The sequence below is a fragment of the Paenibacillus sp. FSL W8-0186 genome, from assembly GCF_037969765.1.
Classification (GTDB): domain Bacteria; phylum Bacillota; class Bacilli; order Paenibacillales; family Paenibacillaceae; genus Fontibacillus; species Fontibacillus woosongensis.
Map to the genome: position 1 here is coordinate 4016996 of NZ_CP150207.1, position 21499 is coordinate 4038494.

The following is a 21499-nucleotide window of genomic DNA, read 5'->3' on the forward strand; positions in this document are numbered from 1 at the left end:
TTGGATCGGGAATTTAAATTGAGTGAATCAAACATATTCATTTGATCTGGGATTTGCTGCAAGGAGGTATCGTGGCATTAGACGAGATTTACTCCTATTCTAGAAAGAGAGTAAACCCCGCTACTGGTGCTGTAGCGGGGATGGTTAGGGTAATGGCGGCTGGATCCATAATGAAAGACCTCTTAATGATCGAACCGTATCGCAAGATGAAGATGTACCGCCTAGAAAAAACGAAGCCAACGATAACATAGCGTTAAAGCTCTTGGATGAAGCCCCCACAAGACTCACGGAAGATAAACGGCGTCTCGAACACGACCGCTTTCGGCTTCGTCGAGGGATCAAGAATCCTTCCCATTGCCAAACGGATACATGCCGCGGCCATCTCTTCAACGGGCAGCTTGACCGTTGAAAGGGACGGGACGCTGTATTTCTCGGCATCATGGTCGCCATACGTCAAGATCTCCATCGCGTCGGGAATTTTGATATTTGCGCGATGGAACACGGGAAGGGCTGCGACTGCCATAATTCCCAGCGGGAAGAACATGGCTGTTGGCAGTTCGCCGCCTCCCTCCACGATTCTCCTGGCCGCCGCATTTCCTCCCTCCATCGTCATCGGAGCGGCTTGGATATGCCGCTCCTCCAGTTCGAGTCCGTACTTGGCGCACGACTCGACGAACCCCTTGAAGCGCAAATTGTTCTCCGACCTCACGAGATGGTCTGGCACAATCGTGCCAACCTTCTTGTGCCCGCGGAGCGCAAACAATTCAGCCGATTTGCGGCCAATCTCGTAAGTATCGACATGGACGCAGCTATAGATGCTGCTCTTGCGATTGAACAGCACGGTCGGTACGTTTAGCGGATTGTCTTCCAGATAACGTTGGTCCTCTGCGGAGATGCCCGTTAGAATCACGCCATGATACATGCCGCTGTCGCATATTTCCTTTATTCTATGGATGTGCTTCCGCTTGAAAGGCTGGATCGTCATCTCGAACGCATACTCTTGTTCCAGAATCGAGCTCTGGGCTCCCATGAAAAAACGCCCCAACAAGTCGGAAGAGAGGTCGGACGGCCAGAACGTGGCGATGACCGGAAGGTTTCGACCACCGGATTGTCTTAATCGTCTTGCCGACATATTGGGTACATAGCCGACCCCTTGCGCAGCCTCCAAAATTAGCTGTTGCGTTTTTTTTGAAATGCGCATTTCGTCGCCGCGGCCGTTGAGTACGATTGAAACCGTCCCCACGGAAAGCTTCGTTTTTTCAGCGATTTCTTTAATCGTAGACATACCTATCCGTCCACTCCCCGTTCGTAATACTCTATTAATACGGAAAAGTACCGGGAAAGTCAAACCAGCGGCTTTGATCGTCGGCATAAATTTATGAACTATATTGACTTTAGACATCATTCCCCTTACGATTTAGTTGCTAAAACGTAAATGCAACTATGTCTGTATATCCCTCAGGAGGTCAGAGCATGACGACATCCCCCGAACGTGCAATCGACAAACCGTTAACGAGTTCGAGCATTTGGACAGCAGACTTTATTAAACTGACGATCGTGACAACACTGCTTCGAATCTGCACACAGGTTCATATTACGTCCATGCCGCTGTTCTTTCTTCACTTGGGAGGCAGCCATGCGCTGGCCGGGCTGTCCATGACCTTCTTTACTTTGGCAGCGCTTCTGACGCGACCGCTTATCGGTATAACGCTCGATACCTACGGGCGAAAGCCCATCCTTCTGTGGGGGGTTGTCGTTTATACGATTACGACTATGCTGTACGGCTTTGTTGCCTTCATACCTGCGCTGATCTTCCTGCGAATCATGCACGGCATTTCATTCTCCGCAAGTTCGACGGCAACCAGTACAATGGCCACTGACATCTTGCCAGAAAACAAGATGACCCAGGGGTCTCATATTTTGGACTCTTCGGAACGCTAGCCGTAGCGATTGCGCCGTCTGCCACACTATACCTATTGGAAGTTTCCGACTATACTGTACTCTATTACTTGACCGGAGTCGTCTCCCTGATCGCCCTCCTAATCAGCGTGCGTATCGAAACCGAGAACAGGGATCGCAAGGAAGTGGCGGCCTACACCCCGCGTCCCCCCTCCAAGCAGCATTCACTTGACGCGGCAGGACATTGGAATAAACTCGTAGAACCTCGTGCTATTCCGCCTTCGGTTGTCGTCCTGTTCGTATCTTTGGCAACCAGCACGGTCATGGTATTCCTCCCATCATTCGCGATCGGCAACGGAATCAGCCATATCGGTGTAGTTTTCGCCGTTCAAGCCGCTGCATTAATGCTTTCCCGCTTCATCGTCGGACCGTGGACCGTAAAGATGGGTCCCCGCTTCGTCATGTCCGTCAATCTGCTTGCGCTCGGGATTGCGCTCGCCGGAATCAGTTTTGCAAGCACATTGTGGGAACTGGTCATTTGTGCCGTCTTGTTCGGCTTCGCGAATGGATGTCTAATCCCTCAACTGAATGCAATGGCCATTACGAACACGGATCAAGCAAACCGGGGAAAGGCGAACGCCACATTCTACATCGCGCTGGACTTTGGGATCGGCGCCGGAGCCGCAGGATGGGGGCTCTTGTCCGACTTCTTGGAGATGCGGTGGATCTTCCTGCTTGCAAGCTTCATCATGATTTTCGCCTTATCGAGTCTCTTCTATATGGAAAGTTCACGGCGGACGAATACGGGCATTTAGATTTAACGTTTTAGCAACGCCTGCAGCCCGGATTTAATATTGACTTTTTGTACAAATCGAGTTACGATTCACGCGTAAGCCAAAAAATGCTAAAACGAAAATGCATTTTTTATGAAAGGGTGTGGATGCGGAATATCAAGAAGCAGCGGGAGCGACCCAGCAATAACAGAAACACGTGCTCCGAAAAGAAAAAGGAGGAGATTTTTTTGAAGACGGGAACGAAGCCGTTAGTGCAGCCTATCATGAAGATCTTAGTCATTGTATCTTTGTTATCTGTATGTTTTCTCGGTCCATTGCATGACGTCTCCGCGGCTGCTGCCAAAGGCAAGCCTGCATTTGAACAGAAGGGCGCCATCAATCTGCAGGTCGGCGAATCCTTTACATTGGAGATCGTCAATAAGCCTCCCGGTGCGAGCTATTCTTGGAGCAGCGACAAAAACTCAGTGGCAGCGGTCGATCAGAACGGACTCGTTAAAGCATCTTCAGTCGGCTCTGCAACCATCACTTGCAAAATAACGGTTAACAAGAAAACGGAAATTCTCTCCCTGAAAGTCATTGTCAAGGAGGCTCATGTGAAACCAACACCGGAACCAGCAAAAGTGCCTGTAGATAAGAACGGGTTCGACTCCAGCGGAAGAATGATTGCTTATTTTGGATCGCCGGTCATAGACGGCATTAAGGATCCGGTATGGAATAAAGCGCAAGCGGTTTCACCTAAATACGTATCAAGCCATACCGACACAACCGCCACGTTTAAGGCATTGTGGGATGACCGCGCGCTTTACATTCTTGCAGAGGTTAAAGATCCAAACTTATCCGTACAATCCGAAACACCTTATATGCAAGATTCCGTGGAGTTATTTCTTGATGAGCACAATAACAAAACGCAGGAATACGGCATAGATGATTTGCATTTTCGCGTAAATTATGAAAATATGCAGTCCGTGGACAACGGAAATACCGAACGGTTCTACACATCTTCAAGAAAAACGGAAGACGGATATATCATTGAAGCAAGAATCGCTTTAAATACAAAACCGGAAAACGGAAAGGTGCTTGGCATCGAATTGCAGGTGAACGACGCGAAAGGATCGGAGCGAGTCGGTACTATCAATTTATTCGATTCGACCGGCAGCGCCTGGAACGATACGACAAAGTTCGGTGAAATCCTGCTTACCGGCAAGAAAAAGGGCGATGTCAGCGAACTGAACCCCTACGATCTCATCAATTTGATCAAAAGTACGCTGAAGCTTGATCTCAAGCTTTATAAAAATGCAAATATAGTTACGGATGCGATTGCCAATGCTTTCGCCGAAAATGTTCTCAAAGACCAAAAAGTCACCCAGGAACAAATCGATAATCAATATGCCGCCATCAAGGATGCGGTCGGCAAGCTGGAAATGACGGAAGAAGCGGCGAACGAGAAATATTTCAAGCCGGTTCCAGATGAATATCGCCTGGAAAATAGCAAACCGGGGACGATTGAAAGCTTATCGTACAAAGCGGCTAACTTAAAGGGCGGTACAGACGACAAGAAATTAAATGTTTATCTTCCTTACGATTATGACGCTTCCAATCCAAATAAGAATTACAATGTCCTCTATTTGATGCATGGCGGGGGCGAGAATGAGAATCTCATTTTTGGCGGACCCGGCCAGAGCAAAGAAATGAAGAAAATACTGGACAATATGATTGCAAATGGTGACATTGAACCACTTATTGTGGTGACACCTACGTTCTACGGCGGTAAGGATGATGTCGCCCTCTTCCATGAGGAACTGATCAATACAATTGTTCCTTTGGTGGAAACCAAGTACAATACCTATGCCAAATCCGGAAGCTTGGACGATTTGAAAGCATCCCGGGCGCATCGGGCATTCGGCGGGTTCTCCATGGGTTCGGTCACAACTTGGTATACCTTTATCCATAATTTGGACTATTTCAAGTACTACTTGCCATTATCCGGCGATAGCTGGATCCTTGAGCAGAGAGGCGGCGGCCTCAAGCCAAATGAAACGGCAAAGTACCTTGCCGACGTTGCAAGGGCATCCGGGTATAAGCCGCAGGATTACTATATTTTCAGCGCCACAGGCACCCTGGATATTGCCTATCCGAACTTGAAACCTCAGATCGACGCGATGAAGCAGTTCACCGATGTCTTTGTTTATTCATCAGATACGAAAAAAGGGAATTTCTACTTTATCGCTGCCGATGGCGGTACGCATGCTTGGAATTGGGTGAACCAGTATATTTATGACATATTGCCGGACCTTTTTCGCAACTAAAGTGCAAGATATCGTTTTCTAGTACGACGCATACATTATCAGAGTGGTTTTTTCGACAGAGAATTACAGTATAGATCAACAGGAAGGCCGAGCGGCTCCCGGAGCCCTCGGCCTTTCCTCACTTCTTCTTATAAAACTCATGATACAGCTTCATCAGCGCCCTTTTCTCAATCCGCGACACATAGCTCCGGCTAATCCCCAGCTCCTTGGCGATTTCACGTTGTGTCCGTTCCTCGCCCCCATGCTCGAGACCAAAGCGACCCTTAATAACCTCCTGCTCCCTTGCTTCGAGAATATCGAGGTTTTGGTAGATTTTGCTCTTCTCCATCTTCAGCTGAACCCGGTCCACCACATCGTCGGCTTCCGTCCCAAGAATATCTATAAGCGTGATTTCATTACCTTCTTTATCCGTTCCAATCGGATCATGCAGCGACACATCTTTACGCGTCTTCTTCAGTGACCGAAGATGCATCAGTATCTCGTTCTCAATACAACGCGCCGCAAACGTCGCCAGTTTGGTCCCTTTGTTCGGCCGGAAGCTCTCGATGGCTTTAATCAGCCCGATCGTCCCGATCGAGATCAGATCCTCCAGATCCTCGCCGGTATTATCGAATTTTTTGAGGTTATGGACACGAAACGATGTTAATTTCTAAAGAAAAGTAACGGACTTTTAAATTGTTTGTCAGTTAAAGAGCTTTAGCCATTATACAAAGGGTATATACAGGTAGTTAAATTAAAGAATTTCTTAACAAGTGAATCAGGGTTTACTCTGGCTTGTTTCGAATTAATTTATCCAAATATGGGAAAAATAAAAAAAGAGGTACTTCCATCGCTGGAAGCGCCCCAAAAAATTAAATGACAAACGAAATAATTTAAGTGTCCGACTTGCAATTGAAACTATTGAACAAAAATTACCACAAAATAGTTGAGTATATTATTTATGCTCCTGGCGTTGGTGTGGCTCTGAATGCATTTACAGTCTTGTCCATAACAACCTGTGCATCGCTTCCCGAATCAAGAATCGTATTTTGAAGCGATTCTTTTTCTACCAATACTGTTGTTACGGTAAGCGGCTCTGATGCTTCGGTAGTCAACAAAGCGTCTACTTGCGCAGAGAAACAAGAATCACTTACCTTGGCATGAACCTCAGTGGCAACAACATGATTATTAGAAATATAATTTCCATTACCCGAAACAATACGTATGATTACAGGTGTGGCACCTACCGGCTTGATGTTCTGAGTATTAATTCCTTCAGAAAAGTGATTAGCTATTATAGAATTATTATTACCACTGATATAGAGGAGACCATACAAATCATCTAAACCATTGTCTATTCCCAGAAAAGGGGTCCAAGGTTCATGGTCACGTAAAAAGTGATTTGAAGAAACCAAGTTTTCCGAACAATTTTCCCTGAATACCACCATTCCTGGATAAAATGAATGAAGTCTATTATTTGTGATACTGGAACGTGTCACACCATCAAAATAGATACTGCTCGCACCTCGTGGAAAAACATTATTCGCTGTAATCAAAAGTCCACCAAAATTTTGAGCGTAAATTGAATATCCTTTAAAACCAGCTCCTATCAAGTTATCGGTTATTTTTGAAGCCTGTCCCCAACCTCGTAGTTCTATACAGTTACCACACTCAGCAATGAAATTATCGTGTATAGTCAGTGCATCAGCATGATAGATCGTAATTCCATGCTCTAAATACACAAAGCCCATGCCTGTAATCCGAAATGAGTCACAAGCGCTCGCAACATAAATACCCGTTTTCCCATTCATGTATGTGTTTTCCGGATTTATTTCTCCTGAACCATCTTCAATAAAATGCAAACCATCAATACAAAAATCAGAAAACTCTACCGAACTTATTCGGGGATTTCCACTTCGTTCAACATAAAATGCAGCTCCTTTATATTCCTCATCATTTACTTCTAGGGGAATATCTACGAGTATGCGACTTCCTCCCGGCCATAATTCATGTAAATCCGGCCATTCATTCTCAGGAGTATTAAAACGAATACTCGAAGATGTAAACCCGTGTCCAGAACCCATAATTTTAAGATAACTGATGTCTATAACTACTTGACTGACAAGATGATAATCTCCCGGTGGAATATAGATAACCGCACCCGGCTTTCCGCCTTTATTCACATCAGTGTCCGTTTGCCTACTTTTAATATCTGCTATAATGCTATTAATTACCTCACCAATATCCTCATACGGATTACCGACAGGCCACTCTGTTACGTCGTAATAATTTTTACTAGCCATAGATAAATTCTCCTATCAATTAATTGTGTTTGTTCATAAACTACTTATTCCTGATATAGCTGGAAGTAAAGCCTAAGAACTCGTACTTTTCCTACAGTTTTTCCGATTATTTTCGCTCAGAAGGATCATTACTTGACAAGAAAAATCAGTTTTTTCCGAAAGACGTTCAGATTCTTAATAAGACTTTATGAACTCGCTCAATTCTTATTATCTTTCATTTAAGACGAAAAGCGCTGTCTACTTGTCGACAACATTAGTATATTCCGAATGCACGTCGGAGTTTAGGGGAGGATTACCAACCTTTAATCCGCAGCAGGAGCTCCCCCTGCCAATTTAGACATAGAGTTAGTCTTGAAGTCAAAGACTAACAAAGCTAACCAGCTTCTGCGGGCTCCCCCCATCACAAACATTCTACACTTCCCACACCCGATCCCTCGCTAAGGCAAAGCAGCCGACCGTCCCTGCATTATTTGCTAACGCCGGCGTCACGATATATTGGGCGAGATCGGGCGTTCGGACATAATTGTTCAGCAAATCCTTGAATATCACGCGCACGCGCTGAACCATGTGTTCTTGCTGCATAACACCCCCACCGAAAATAATCCGCTCCGGGGAAAGCTGGAGCGTTGCGGTGTACGCACATTGCGCAATGTAATACGCTTCGATCTCCCAGTACAGGTGATCTACTGGCAGTTCTTGGCCCTTCACACCGAATCGCTTCTCGATCGCCGGCCCCGCCGCCAACCCTTCCAGACAATTCTGATGATAGGGACAAGCCCCTTCAAAGAGATCGTCGGGGTGCTGACGAACGAAGATATGTCCCATCTCAGGGTGACTGAATCCTTCGATGAATTGTCCCTGCTGGATGGCCCCGCCGCCGACGCCCGTTCCGATCGTATAGTAGACGATACTGGACAAGCCTTGGCCGTGCCCTTTCACATATTCCCCATAAGCTGCTGCATTGACATCGGTTGTCCAAGCGATTGGCACATGCATTGCCTCGGTCATCGTCCCTACAAAGTCAAAGTCCTTCCAGGCCAGCTTCGGTGTCGAGGTAATATAGCCGTACGTTGGCGAAGCCGGATGAATATCAATTGGACCGAATGAGCCGATCCCAATCGCCTGCAATTCCTCTGCATATTGTTGAAAAAAATCAATCACGAGCGCTAGCGTCTCACTTGGCGTCGTTGTAGGAAAGCTGACTCTCTTGATAATCTCCAGTTCTGGCGTGCCTACGCTGCAGACGAATTTCGTCCCGCCCGCTTCAATCGAGCCCAGTAGCATTTCTCTTCCTCCCATCATTGTTCTTCCGTCAGATGAACATCCAACTCATAGATCATTTAATCGATTTCCTTCTTGTCCATTAACTCCACCAAGAGCGCGACGGCTTTCTTGGCCAGCTCCTCATTAGGCTGGATGACGCTTGGAAAAGAAGGATAGGTCATCTAACGACACATAGGTCCCATCATATCCGACTCATCTCAATGCTTGAGTAACCCGAATGCATCGCTTCAAAGCTTGTCTAAGCATCGCAATGATGACCAGATTTACCGAGAAGATTCCATCAATATCTGGATACTGCGTCAGTATTTCATCAGCCACCTCAATATGGCTACATAAATCAAATTGATTCCAAGCGAGCTCGTACGTAGCACACGGAATATGATGGCTGTTTATTTCGAATTCAAAGGTGCGATAACGCTTGTTGCAGTATCTTAATCTAACCTTTTTCTTTTTCACTTGAATTCGCCGTATTTCACAAAATTATTTTCAAGTTCCTGGAATTCAGTTATTCTCATTAAATGCCATGATCGTCGAGAAAAAAGGATGTTTCACATCCGGAATCACGAGGCCGATCAAATAAGTCTTATTTTTGAATAAATTACGTGCGACTTGATTAGGTATATAATTCAATTCATCAATAGCTTGTTGGATCGTCGCTCCTGTCTTTGCGGAAATATATCCTTGTTATTCAAATACCCGGATACCATTTTGATGGAAACCCCCGCTTTCTTTGCCACATCACTAATAATCGCCAAGATCGAGCACCCTTTCTCATCTTGCAACCAACTAATTACGTATTTCACTAAGGTTTAATCTAATTATTGTATTTGGAGAATCGCTCGTCACCGTAATTATTCGCTTGCCCTTTTTCATGAAGTTATTTACAGAGAACATTTTTCCTGATTCCACTCCAAAAATCTCCAAGCTGCAGCTATCGGAATACAAAAGAAGCGGTTCATTGTCAGCAGCCACCATCGATTTCCCTGTTTTTCCAAACGGATTGTTAACATTGAAGTATTCTACACGCGTTCGAGAGCAAACAATCTGATCGGCGACTCCCTGCTCATTTCTGATGGTCAACGTTAAAGTACCCTGAAGATCCGTTCGATCTAATTCGAGCATAAAACTCTCCGACATTTCTGCGGTTAACAGACGCTCTTCTTTCCAGACAAAAATCTCTTGAAACAGATACTGATTCTTCATATATTGCGAGATTTCTTGAATAGGTCTGAAACTTAATTGAGAACCCTTCAAAGTCACTTCTCTTGGCAAGCTCATCGCCCCGCACCACTGATCCATCTCTGACGTCGGGCCAAAATCTTTCCACCATGGCATCCAATCCCATCCATTCTGCCAAGCCATCATAATCCTTCGACCTTGATGGTCTAAAATCGATTGCGGCGCGTAAAAATCAAACCCATAATCAATCACTTCTTCGGATTCAATCCTAAACTTCCCCGTCGCATCATCGATGGTTCCAATCAAATATAGCGTTGTCGTCTCGCCGAGGCCCATTGGTGAAAAAAGAAGGACCGCCTTCTCTCCGATCCTAAAGAAATCCGGACATTCCCACATGGTCCCATAATTGCCTTGATAATCAACGAATGGGCCCGAGAGTTCCCAATCCACTAGATTATCCGACGTGTAATACAAGGCGTTTCCTCTCCCCGAAATACTCGTACCGACAATCATATGATACCGGCCATTATGCTTCCATACCTTCGGATCACGAAAATTCTCAGGCGTAACACCCGGATAATCCGCTTCGATAATCGGATTTCCCGCATACTTCGTAAACTTCACCCCATCTTCACTGATCGCAAGACATTGGGTCTGAATCACTTTTTCCCCTTGGAGGATCGTTCCGGTGTAGAAGATATATAATCTACCGTCTTTCTCAATCGCTGTTCCTGAGAAGCAACCGCCTTTTTCATGATCGTCATAAGATTCGCTCGGCGCCAATGCCACAGGGAGGTGCTCCCAGTGAATCAAATCTTTACTTTTGGCATGACCCCAGTACATTGCACCCCAATAAGGCTTGTACGGATGAAATTGATAGAATAAATGATACTCGCCTCGATACTGAATGAATCCATTCGGGTCATTCAACCAACCAACAGGTGTGCAGAAATGATAATTTTGGCGATATTGACTTTGACTGATTTTATCTCGATACTGGTTCAAATAGATATTCGCTTCTGCAATTCTTTGCTCATGCAAATCCATGCTGATCCCTCCGACATCGTTGTATTATTCCTTCACGGACCCGGCCATCATGCCAGATACCAGATATTTCTGTAAGAAGAACGAGATGACGATCACCGGAAAACTAAATAAAGTTGCTGCCGCAGTCATCGGTCCCAGATCCAAGTTGTATGCCGTCAAAAACTCCGACAACGCAACGGGCACGGTCTTTGCTGAGCTGCTCGTCAGTAGAAGTGCTAGCAAGAAATCGTTCCACGCCAACAAAAAGGTGAAGATCCCCGTCGAAATGATCCCTGGAATGGTGATCGGCAGAATGACTTTTCGAAAGCTCACAATCGGGGAAGCCCCGTCAATCGAAGCCGCCTCATCCATATCGATTGGAATGGCTTTAAAAAAGCTAATCATCATCCACAGTACAAATGGCATATTAACAGCTGCATACACTACGACTAGAGCAGGCAAATAATCATATAAACCGAATTTTTGGATCAATGCGTAAATGGGAACCGCGATACTAGACATCGGAATCATCTTGAGGCACAGGACAAGCACCAAGAAAAATCCGCTTAATTTCGATGCTGCTGTTCTGGAAATAGCATACGAAGCCATAGATCCTAAGATAAGACAAATAAGAGTACCCACTGTTGCTGCTACAATACTGTTGAGAAAGAATTTACCCATCCCCGCATATTGCGATAATTGAATATAATTCTCGATCGAGAAAGCCTTTGGAAAAAAAGTTGGCGACGTGGAAATCACTTCATTGGACGGCTTAAGTGAGGACAGCAACATATATAGGTACGGAAATATAAAGAGGACTAAGAACAATGCAGCTACTCCATACATGATAAAGATCCAAACATTGTCTTTTCTATTTCGCCCGAGTTGTTCTGCAAACAATGGAATCGCCTCCCTATTCTTTTACTTTTCGCATGGATAGCAATGTAATTCCTACCAATAGCACAATGAAGATCACGGCCATTGCACTCGCATACCCTACATCACCGTACCGTTGAAGCATCTTGTAAATATGCACGCTCAAGAGCTCAGATGAATTGATAGGTCCCCCTTGTGTCATGACCCAAATAATATCGAAGGACCGCGCAGCATCAATAATCCGCACGACCAGAGCGCTCATAAGAATCGGTTTAATATTCGGTATTATAATCTTGAAAATCATTTGCGAACGACTTGCACCTTCGATTTCCGCCGCTTCGTATAGACTGTCCGGAACACCTTGAATCCCCGCTAGAAACATCAACATCATAAAGGGTGTTGTTAGCCAGACATCCGCAATTATACATGACAGGAGTGAAATTTTAGGGTCGGCCAGCCAGAGTATGCTGTTAGTGGATTCAATCAGCCCCAGCTTCACCAATAACGTATTAATAATGCCGAACTGGTTGCTCAGCATGAATTTCCAGATCAAACCGGCCACGAGCGGTGCAATCATTAATGGCGACAAAATCAAGGTGCGCAAGAAGCGGAACCCACGATATTTATGCGTAAAAACAACTGCCAAGGTCAAGCCAATGACTGTCTCAAAACCTACTGCCAACAACACATAAATGACCGTATTCTTAAACGACTTCCAAAACGAAGCAGATTCTGCGGCACGGAGGTAATTATCGCCCCACGCAAAAGTGCGTGTCCCAACATCATTGGTAACAAAGAAACTGTCGAACACGAGCATGAATAACGGATATAACAAGAACAGGAACATAAAAATAGCTGCTGGCAAGAAAAACAACATCAATGTTTTTCGATCAATGGTCGAAGACACTCGTTTCTGAGATTTTTTTTTTGGAAGAGACTCTTCTGTTATCGTGATCATGTGTATCGTTAGACTCCTTGCTTAGGTGGCACGTTCGAACGCACCACCTTTTTTCTATCTGCCTAGAATTTCTTCGATTTGCTTTTTAGCCAATGTTAATTCCGTGGTTGGATCGCTGCCGGATAGAACCTTTTGCAGCATCGGCGAGAGAACTTCATTCTCAATTTGGCTCCATTGCTCAATCTGAGGTCTGTTCTGCGTCTGTGCTCCGTCAAGGGTCGCTTCAATCGCCTTCACATGCGCATATTGCGGAATATCAATATACTTTTCAAAGACTGACTTTCGAGCTGCTACCCCTAACGATTCCATATACAGTTCATTTTGATCATACATGAATTTGAGATATTGCTCCGCAATGTCTTTCTTCTGGGAATCCTTCAAGATTACTTGATACCAGGGCCCTGGCACCGCGCCAATACCCTTCTCTCCCGCAATCATCGGTGCAGCACCGATCTGCCCTGGCAACACTTTATCTGAGGAGAGGTAAAAATGTCCCCACGCAAGCTGCATCGCCAATTTACCGTTATTAAACAGCTCTGCAGTTTCGCTACTTGCAATCGACAGATAATCCTCAGGGACAACTTTATCTTTGACTAGATTCTGCAGGAAGGTGAGCGATTGGACATATGGCTCTTCAGTAATATTCACTTCACCATTACGATCCAGCACCAAGGAATCAACGCCCGCTTGAGTAACATGGTCGAGCCAACTGCTGACAGCATCGCCGCCTGTCTGACCGAAGACGGACGTGCCATACATTCCAGTGTTCGTGAAGAATTTTGCAACATCCTCATACTCTTTCCAACTCGTTGGAACCTTCAATGCATAGCCGAATTCCTTCTCGAAGTTCGCTTGGTTATTCGGGTCCTTAAACAAACCTTTATGGTAGAGCAAAATTTTAGAATTGCTCCAAGTCGGAATCCCTAACAATTCCCCATTTATCGTAGCGCTTTCACTTAACTGAGGTAAGAAATCATTCATCTGTTCTTCCGTCAGCACATTCCCTAACGGTTCCAGTCCCTTCGCTAAGGAAGGAAACCATAATACATCAATAATCGCTACATCGTGAGTCGATTTTTTCGCATCAATTTCAGCCTTCAACTTATCGTATACCCCGCTATAAGGAACAGAATCGATCTTAATTTTATAGCCTGTCTGTTCCTCAAACTTCGCTGCGGTTCTATTCGCCACTTCAAAAGCAGGACCACCGCCTTCAACTAATAGCGTTAACGTCTTGTCATTAGAGCTACCTGCAGAGTTACTTCCACATCCGACTAACACAACCAAGAAACAAAGAAACAGTACGGCACTCATCATTACACGTGTTGTTTTCATACTTTTCTCCTCTCAACTTATCTTGAACTACCGGACAAGACCGTCGACAAAACCATACAACCACCAAGAATACCAGACCATAATTTCTCTTGCACATTCATGAAGTGATACCCTCTCAATAAAATACCGGTTTCCCCTCGTTCGATCCCAGCTTGATTCAGGTAGACTGCATGAATCATTGATAAATGGCAATCCGCTTAATGGCTGTTTTTTTGCCCAAACGTTCATGTCCTGTTCCTGATTTAATTTCATGACGAGATTGGCTTTCCTTGTCAATAATTTCTAATCAATGGAAACGATTCACTCATCACATATACATGCTATAATACATTTATGAATTAGTATTTAGGTAGAATTATTATTTATTTGTCATATATTGCTTTGAAAAACACTCTGAAGGGAAAGACTAATATGAACTTTCAACAATTATCGCCGTACATCCGATTAGCAATGGATAGTCATATCCCATTCCCTTGGTATTTAGAGGAGAGAGTTTTATTTGACTATGAGTTACTTTACGTTAAGGAAGGCAGAATACAAGTAACCGTCGAGAATGATGTTTTTACCGGTGAATCGGGGGACCTCTTTCTTTTTCGTCCAAAGCAACGGCACTCTATTAGAAAGTTAGGAACAGAATTAGTACGACAACCTCATTTACATTTTGATTTGTTCTATAAAGAGGATAGTCCGGATGTGAAGGTTTCCTTTAAAAAACTTGAAGATATGACTGCGGATGAAATGAAATGGTTTCGAAACGACGATCTTGAGCAAATTATCCCTCAGATTCCCAGTCACATTCGGTTAAGGAATACCTTGGTTATAGAAAGAATCATCTTTGAAATCATAAAAGAATTTCAAATGACGTTACCCTTTTATGAAATGAATATAAAAGGACTGTTTTTGCAGTTATTGAATGCACTTTTACGTGAAAACTACTGGAACTGTAATCCACATCTAGTAACCAATATGGGAGAAATGGAGCAGTTGCGGATGTACTTGAACCACAATATCGACCGAAAGGTAACCTTAGATGAACTTTCCAAAATTTCGGGAATTAGCAAATACTATATGATTTCATTATTCAAACAATCATTCGGGAAGAGCCCAATCCAATATCATCTTTTACTAAGAATAGAAAAGGCGAAGGAAATGATTCAGTTCACTAATGACCCGTTAACGCTCATTGCCGAAAGTGTCGGCTTTCCGGATATTCATTCCTTTAGTAAAGCCTTTAAAAAAATAGATGGAGTTAATCCTTCCTTTTATCGTAAGAAAAAAATCTATAAACATGAAGATTAGAATTATTCACTATATTCACCTGGAGAGCCTAACAGGAGGATGGTCTTAGTTTCACGAATAAAGGGTATTTCCTTTATATTTTTCTATATCGCCTTCAAAGGAATTCATGAAAGGAACATTGTCGCAAATTTGAAAACGATTCACCGAGGTGTGTCCATTGGCATCTAATTCAACAAAGGGCTGACAAGTAAATACGCTATCGAACATAGGAAAGGGCGGCCGCCGCCCAGGCATAACCAATGTAGTCCTCGCTACCCGTTCCAAATGTGGACGGAACGGTTTCACCATCCACAAAAAAACTTCTCGTCTCCTTCGCCCCAACACCAGTCAATGGTTTTCCGGTTTCCTATCCCATACCACCAGACCCCGGCTTCCTCTTCGGGCTGCTCCCAAGTGTTATATATATGAACATGAACGCCGCAGAATCTTCCCAGGCCTCTTGTCAGCAGCAGCAACAATCAGGCCAGCGGTCAACTCCATTTCAGTCATGCTGTGTGAACTCCTACTTTGGTAAGATGATTCTCGGTATAAATCAGAGAAAGCCGGAGGCATGGCGAAGGCGGACATCACCTTGCTTCCCCGGCTTTCCCTTAACCGTTATTTATTAACTTTATCCAGCAGAAGTGAGATGATTTGCGCACCCTCCGCACGATTCACCGTTTCATGTGGCATGAATAACTGGTTGCCTCGTCCGTTAACTAATCCAAGCTCCTGTAAGGCAGCCACTGCATCTGAAGCCCATCCGCTTATCGTACCGGCATCCTTGAAATTGCTTTGACGATTAACAGCAGCCTTCTGTCCAGTATGAAACAGATATGCTTTATAAATCATAGATGCCATTTCTTCACGACTTATGGTGTCCTCCGGCGCAAAGGTATCATTGCTTCTTCCGGTTACAATTCCCGCTTCATATGCTGCAGCAATAGAAGAAACATACCACTTCGTGGGTGCTACATCCTTGAATGTAGTTGAGTTTGTTCCTGTTATTCCGAGTGTACGAACAATCAAAGAAGCGAACTCAGCTCTGCTTACATTTTGCTTTGGTGCGAATGCAGTTTCACTCACACCCAAGACAATTTGCTTCGCTGCCATCCTTTTTATAACATCATGGGCCCAAAAGGAGGCATTCACATCTTCAAATGATTTATCATACGTAAGGACGGCATTCTTGCTGAAATGACTCACATCCGCTATCCATTTACCCTCCACATAGGTTCCACCCACATAGTCCAGTCTGCCATCATCTGCGATGTAATAAATGCCCGTTAAATCTTGGTGGTAATTCTCCTGTGCGCTCAATCTGATGGTGACGGGTTTGGCGAATTTTTCAAGCTTAAGCTCCGTTCCATCACCCTTCACGATAGATAATTTGAAGTCATAGACCTCTCCTAAAGCTGATATGTCCGCTTTATTCTTGCTCTTGACACGTTCTATCAGTGCTTTCATCCGATCTGCCGATAATGTGTCTATTTCAAAGGAGATTTGGGCACGTTCAAGTTCTTCACTTGTAACCAGCCCTTGTAATTCCTTCAGTACCTCAGCGGGAACTTCGATCTCTGCTCCGCTATGTTTAATCTTCAAAGCATTCTTACCATCATTTGCCGCCGTTTTAACCGGGAACAGCACCTGCCGTTCACCCTTAGCCATTTCGAAGGACAGGCTATTTGGACTGGCTGGTTTACTTGGGTTAACTCCATTGCTTACAGTGCTGCCCGATTCAACAGGAATAGATGGAGCAGGATCGATCGGTTTTGTCGGTACTGTTGGATTGGTCGGATTTTTCACTCTAACCGGCACATTGAAATCATCAACATTAATATGCCCAAAACCGGCCGTGGATTGGTCAACCACCTTAATGTAAAGCTCTTCGCCGATATATTGCGATGCGCCCCAAACTTTCCGTTGATATTCCTCATAATTGGTTGCTGTCTCTTTAAATAACACTTTTTCGTCCGATACTCGGACCAATGCAACATATAACTTATCCAGATCACGCCCGCCGCTGACAAGGAAATTAATCTTACCATTCCCGCCAAGTACAAAATTTTGTGATTTCAGCGTTCCTGTTAAGCTGTCACCACCGGCTACCTCATTGAAACCCCACAAATGATACCCGCCTGGTATTTTCTGCGACGGATTGAAATAGATCGTATCCCAGAACAACTTAGCATCGGTCACATGGACATCCTGGAAGGCATCTCCTTCCGCTAGCCAGCCCGTTAAATCGCCTGTAGCAAAATCGTGGTTAGGCAGATCCGTAATATCAGTATACACCGAGTTGTCCCAGTCATCCGGAACATACACCGGAGCAGCCGGTTCACCCGTCAAGGCATTCATATTCCATACTTCCATCGACTTGACCGTGATATCTTTGTCAGCCCAAACCTTTAAGCCGAGTGAGTCGTACCGGCCTACGTAAACGCGGGTTGTCAGCTTCTTCTTATAATTAGCAAAGGCTTCTACTACCGAACGATCGAGGAAAATATGGAGCTTCAGATGTTCTCCGCCAAGATCGACGTATCCGCCTTGAATGCCATCCACGCGCACATCCGGATCAATGCTGCTCTTGGTCCGATCCACATTGAAGGTTCCGTTCGTCTTGTCGTAGTATATCAGTGTTTCTTCCTGGCCGTTTTCGGAGCGTCTCACCTTAAGACCGAATTTCTGGGCTTCGCCCGGATCAATTTCCATCACAATCTCCAGCATGTCGCCTTTGACATTTTGGATCCATTGATTGGCGGCCTCCAAGTTTTTATCCGCAAAATCAACCAGTTTTGCCCCCCGGAGGCTCTGCATTTCTTGAATAGGCTCAATGCGCAATTGATCATGACTATCCAGGCTTAGGAAAACTGGCAGCGCCAGATTATGAGCCCATCCGGCTTGATATTCCGCCTGCGGTGTTCTTACGTTTTGCACCATGGAGAAAACGACCGTTCTTCCGTCAGGCGTAACCATGCCGCTCTCTGCGGTCAGATAACCGTCGCCTACATCCAATTTGGAGGGTGCCTCCTGATCGGGTATAAATCTAAAATTGTCCCTGTCCCAGGTTCCAATCCAATAAAAAACTTCAACATCTCTTTGCACATCGTTAGATGGAGCAACATGCTCCGGTTTTTCATGGGGATTAACCATAAAAATATGCTGTTGCTTGCCTGTACTATCCCTGCCTAACGGCAGTAATACCGGTAGTTCCCATACCGTACCGAGCTCTGGATAAAGGTTTCTGTCACTAACGTATAGTGGCCCCTTATACTCCCAGTTGTACATATCGTCGGACACATACACCAAAGCTGTGCCGCTGCTGTAGTCTTGAAGGCCGGACGTCACTAACTGATACCACTTGTCTACCTCTTCGTCGTACCATACAAAGGGGTCCCGGAACTCATTGTGAATGCCATTTCCCATCTGTTCCGTAACGGGTTCGGGATATTTCACCCAGTGCTCTAAATAAGGATCAGCCAAATCGGCCGGGGTCGCCAATCCTGTTCTTTGGTTAGGCGACAGAGAGTCGTTCCCGGCAGTATAGAAGAGTACCGGATTACCGTTGCGATCATATGTTGCGCTCCCTGACCATACTCCGTCCGGATCCAGGGTGCCCGCTTCGGGGGCCAGAGCAGGCCTCACATTTTCCCAGTGAACCATATCGTCACTCACCCAATGTCCCCAATGGATTTGATGCCAATATGGACCTTGCGGGTTATGCTGATAAAATAAATGGTATTTGCCGTAATAATAAATGGGTGCATGCGCTTCATTCATCCAATTTTGCGGCGGCATCGCGTGGTACTGGGGACGATGCTGATCTCCATCAAACACACTCGGGTCCTCGTCAATATCGCCATTCGGAATTTCCGGAACCGATCCGCCATGAAGCGTTTTCACATTTTCATATTCAGCAAGGATCTCCTGAGGGGTAAGGGCTTTGTTTTGCAGCTTCACTTCGTCGATAAGTCCGCTGAACATATTATAGGAGAACAAACCTGCCAGCTCGACCGGTTTATTATTTTTACCGATCATCAGGTTTTCCGTAGATGGGGTGATCGGAATGTCCACAGGGGTGGCTTGGGAAGCGACTTCCTCGCCGTTCAGGTACAACTTCATCATCCCATCCTTTTTGTCGAAGGTAGCAGCTACGTAATTCCATTTGTATTTTTCTAGTGGATGATCTTCGACCCACACTTGAATCCAATGGCCGCCGATCCCGACCTGCATCGACCAAGTGCCGTGCCGGTACATGCCAAGCTCGAAGCCTTCCGCTTTATCCTGATTAGATTGGCTAATGATGGTGGACAGCTTGTTTCCGTCTCCCCATTCATAGCTGCGGGGGGCAACCCAAGCTTCAACCGTTAATGCGTCACGTGCCGGAACCGTATTCTCTGCCTTAATCTCAATGAAATTCGAATATCCATCGAACAGCAACGCCCCGCCTTTTACTCCGCGCGAAGTCCACCTAGGGTCTTTAGAGGCCATATACCTGGCATCATTAAATACATAATACACATCATGCTCAAGATTGCTTACGTCCTCAAGGGCCTTCTTTCCTGTGCCTTCATCAAAATTCATGTAGAATATGTTGCCCACAGCGCGAGTCTCAAAAGCATCCACGGAAATGCTGGCTTGATTCGATTGATCGATTACCTTGATGTAAAGCTTCTTATTATAATGTTCTTGCATTTTCCACGAAATTCTCTCATTTGCCCGGATGTTCCCGGTCTTCTTGAGCAGCGTGTCAGTGTTGGCATCATATAGTGCAACGCAGGCATCCTGCGGATGATCGACACCTAAAATAGTAAAGTTAATCGTTCCCGTTCCCTGAAGCGTGAAAATACTAGAGGTGATCGAGCCCTGTCCCTCCAATGAGGATTTGGCATAAAAGTTGCCTTCTTTACCTGCCCCAGGTTCATCGGTTACTTGAAAAGCATTGCCTTCAACGGTCCAACCGTCAAAATTTCCGGTTTCAAAACCTGGATTCTGCATTTCGGTCGGCATGATGTTATCGGCCATGACTCCTTCTTGCGGAACAAGTTCATTGAAGGTGTTAAAGGCGTCCGCAAAGATGAGTCCCCAATCCGAAGCCCCTTTATCGACGATCTCAATATATAGCTTCTTTCCGATATATTTGGAGAGATCGGCTTTATATTGCTCCATATTCGCGAGTCTCAAGCCTTGCGCAGGATCCGGAAAGCCGGACTCGTTAAATTCGGTGTTTCCGTACCTGGCAATCAAGTCTCCCGAATCCGCATCGATCACGTTTACGTATACTTGATCCGTATGCTTGCCTCCTCCCAGTCTGAAGGTAATCCAGCCGGTTCCCCCAAGCTCAAAGGTGCTGGAACGAAGTACGCCGGTCGCAGATTCGTCATACTTCCAGCCGTTTAAGTGATAGGCGCCTTCCTGGTTATACGGAATCTGTTCCGCCCACCAGGTTGTTTCATCTGAAACGCTGTTTCGACCGAAAGCTTCGCCTTCAACGACTGTCCATCCCGATAAATCTCCGGTTTCAAAGCCGGGATTTTCAATTTGATAGCGTTTGAAGTCCGGCTTGATATCCGTGGCGACAATTCCCTCGGCCGGCTCGGATGGATGATACATGAAGAAGGCGTCCGCAAAGATCAGCCCCCAATCCGAGGTGGCATTATCGACGATCTCGACAAACAGCTTTTTACCCAAATGCTCTGAAAGATCCGCCTTATATTGCTCCATGTTAGCAAGCCGCATGCCCTGATCGGGATTCGGGAAACTCACGTCGGCGAATGCGCTGTTGCCATACCTGGCAATAACCTGCCCCGTATCGGCTTCTACGATATTTATAAATACTTTGTTAGGATTTTTTGCGCCGCCCAGCTTGAAGCTGATCCAGCCGCTTCCGCCCAGCTCAAAGGTGCTGGAACGAAGCACGCCGGTCGCGGACTCGCTATACTTCCAACCGTTTAAATGATAGGTTCCTTCCTGGTGATAAGGGATTTGCTCCGCCCACCACGTAGTTTCGTTCGATACGCTGTCCGGACCAAACGCTTCGCCGCTGACTACCGTCCAACCTGTCATATCCCCCGTTTCGAAACTTGGATTTTGAACTTGATAGACCGCATCCGTAACCGACCATCCCAGGCCCGGTTTTGAATCGAGAGCTTCCCCAAAGCTTAACCCCTGCTTGGCTGCTGCCGAAATTCCGGGAGAAACAAGCTGGAGCACGATCGCCCAAATAACCAGTCTGGAAATCCAACTCTTTTTATTCTTAACTTTTCTCATTCAAGAGCTCCC

12 protein-coding genes and 1 pseudogene are annotated in these 21499 nt (G+C 45.4%); 4 read left to right on the top strand and 9 right to left on the bottom strand.

Going from position 1 to position 21499, the window contains the following annotated elements; genetic code table 11:
* Window positions 1-253: 253 nt before the first annotated feature.
* On the bottom strand, window positions 254-1285 hold the full coding sequence (locus tag MKX50_RS18055; RefSeq protein WP_213589779.1) for a LacI family DNA-binding transcriptional regulator: 1032 nt from the start codon (window positions 1283-1285) through the stop codon (window positions 254-256).
* Between the two features lie 188 nt (window positions 1286-1473).
* Here MKX50_RS18055 and MKX50_RS18060 point away from each other — a divergent pair, with 188 nt between their 5' ends.
* From MKX50_RS18060 to MKX50_RS18070, 3 genes are all read left to right on the top strand, one after another.
* The gene (locus MKX50_RS18060; RefSeq protein ID WP_339157510.1) at window positions 1474-1941 is read left to right on the top strand and encodes an MFS transporter; all 468 of its coding nucleotides are present in this window, start codon (window positions 1474-1476) and stop codon (window positions 1939-1941) included.
* 35 nt (window positions 1942-1976) lie between these two features.
* The gene (locus MKX50_RS18065; protein WP_339157511.1) at window positions 1977-2714 is read left to right on the top strand and encodes an MFS transporter; all 738 of its coding nucleotides are present in this window, start codon (window positions 1977-1979) and stop codon (window positions 2712-2714) included.
* Window positions 2715-2920: 206 nt separating this feature from the next.
* Window positions 2921-4999, top strand: coding sequence for a sugar-binding protein (locus tag MKX50_RS18070; protein WP_339157512.1), 2079 nt, complete (start codon window positions 2921-2923; stop codon window positions 4997-4999).
* Between the two features lie 118 nt (window positions 5000-5117).
* On the opposite strand, the pseudogene sigK reads toward MKX50_RS18070, so the two are convergent.
* From sigK to MKX50_RS18105, 7 genes and pseudogenes are all read right to left on the bottom strand, one after another.
* A pseudogene (gene sigK / locus MKX50_RS18075) lies at window positions 5118-5621 on the bottom strand (RNA polymerase sporulation sigma factor SigK); the annotation flags it as partial.
* A 316-nt stretch (window positions 5622-5937) separates the two neighbouring features.
* Window positions 5938-7281 carry a NosD domain-containing protein gene (locus MKX50_RS18080; protein WP_283925403.1) on the bottom strand — a complete coding sequence of 448 codons (1344 nt, stop codon included), beginning with the start codon at window positions 7279-7281 and terminating at the stop codon, window positions 5938-5940.
* Window positions 7282-7692: 411 nt separating this feature from the next.
* The gene (scrK, locus tag MKX50_RS18085) at window positions 7693-8565 is read right to left on the bottom strand and encodes a fructokinase ScrK (protein WP_339157513.1); all 873 of its coding nucleotides are present in this window, start codon (window positions 8563-8565) and stop codon (window positions 7693-7695) included.
* A gap of 786 nt (window positions 8566-9351) precedes the next feature.
* Entirely contained in the window at window positions 9352-10791 is a 1440-nt protein-coding gene (locus MKX50_RS18090; protein ID WP_339157514.1) for a glycoside hydrolase family 32 protein, read from the bottom strand.
* Window positions 10792-10815: 24 nt separating this feature from the next.
* On the bottom strand, window positions 10816-11670 hold the full coding sequence (locus MKX50_RS18095; RefSeq protein ID WP_283925406.1) for a carbohydrate ABC transporter permease: 855 nt from the start codon (window positions 11668-11670) through the stop codon (window positions 10816-10818).
* A 13-nt stretch (window positions 11671-11683) separates the two neighbouring features.
* Window positions 11684-12604 (bottom strand): sugar ABC transporter permease, encoded by a 921-nt coding sequence (locus MKX50_RS18100; RefSeq protein WP_339157515.1) that lies wholly within the window; start codon window positions 12602-12604, stop codon window positions 11684-11686.
* Between the two features lie 54 nt (window positions 12605-12658).
* Window positions 12659-13939 (bottom strand): extracellular solute-binding protein, encoded by a 1281-nt coding sequence (locus MKX50_RS18105; protein ID WP_339157516.1) that lies wholly within the window; start codon window positions 13937-13939, stop codon window positions 12659-12661.
* A 450-nt stretch (window positions 13940-14389) separates the two neighbouring features.
* Here MKX50_RS18105 and MKX50_RS18110 point away from each other — a divergent pair, with 450 nt between their 5' ends.
* Window positions 14390-15238 carry an AraC family transcriptional regulator gene (locus tag MKX50_RS18110; protein ID WP_339157517.1) on the top strand — a complete coding sequence of 283 codons (849 nt, stop codon included), beginning with the start codon at window positions 14390-14392 and terminating at the stop codon, window positions 15236-15238.
* A 597-nt stretch (window positions 15239-15835) separates the two neighbouring features.
* On the opposite strand, the gene MKX50_RS18115 is transcribed toward MKX50_RS18110, so the two are convergent.
* Entirely contained in the window at window positions 15836-21487 is a 5652-nt protein-coding gene (locus tag MKX50_RS18115) for an S-layer homology domain-containing protein (RefSeq protein WP_339157518.1), read from the bottom strand.
* Window positions 21488-21499: the final 12 nt, after the last annotated feature.